This is a genomic window from Romboutsia sp. 13368, from assembly GCF_018336475.1.
In the GTDB taxonomy this organism is placed as follows: domain Bacteria; phylum Bacillota; class Clostridia; order Peptostreptococcales; family Peptostreptococcaceae; genus Romboutsia.
This window is the reverse complement of the sequence record NZ_CP048741.1, coordinates 779513-780036: the sequence shown is the minus strand read 5'-3', so window position 1 is coordinate 780036 and position 524 is coordinate 779513. Positions and strand designations below refer to the sequence as shown.

The 524-nt window shown below is 21.8% G+C and carries 1 protein-coding gene; it reads right to left on the bottom strand.

What is annotated here, in order from left to right:
* The coding region (locus G3997_RS03160) for a hypothetical protein (RefSeq protein ID WP_296647984.1) at positions 1-326 on the bottom strand (326 nt) is incomplete at its 3' end.
* Between the last annotated feature and the right edge of the window lie 198 nt (positions 327-524).

Below are 524 nucleotides of genomic sequence, written 5' to 3'. Positions count from 1 at the left end.
GTAAATCCACCTATTCCTGTATTATTAATTTCATTTGACACAAAAGATGTACTTATCAATATAATAAAGGTGAAAATAATTTTTAACAACATATTAAATATATATTTAAATAGTGAACAATTTTCATGCTCTATATAATAATCTCTCTGCTGCTTATTATTGTTTTGATTTTCTACTTTAGAGGATCTTCTTGTACTTTTAAGTTTATTTATACTTTTATTATTTATATACCTAACTCTTCCATCTAGATATACTATCTCCATTTTTCTAATTTCTTCGGAGTACCTTTTTAATCTTTCATCAAAATCATTATCTAAATTTCCCATATCATATCCTCCACAATTTTTTATTTTTGGATATGTAATATCGTCCTATTAATAGAATATACAAATCGATTAAATATGGTACCTATTTATCATCTTTTAATACATTTTATATACTATAATATTGATACTTATAATTATTTTTAAATTTAGCTCTCTATATTAACTTAAATATAAAAAAGYAGAAGTAAAACTTCTACT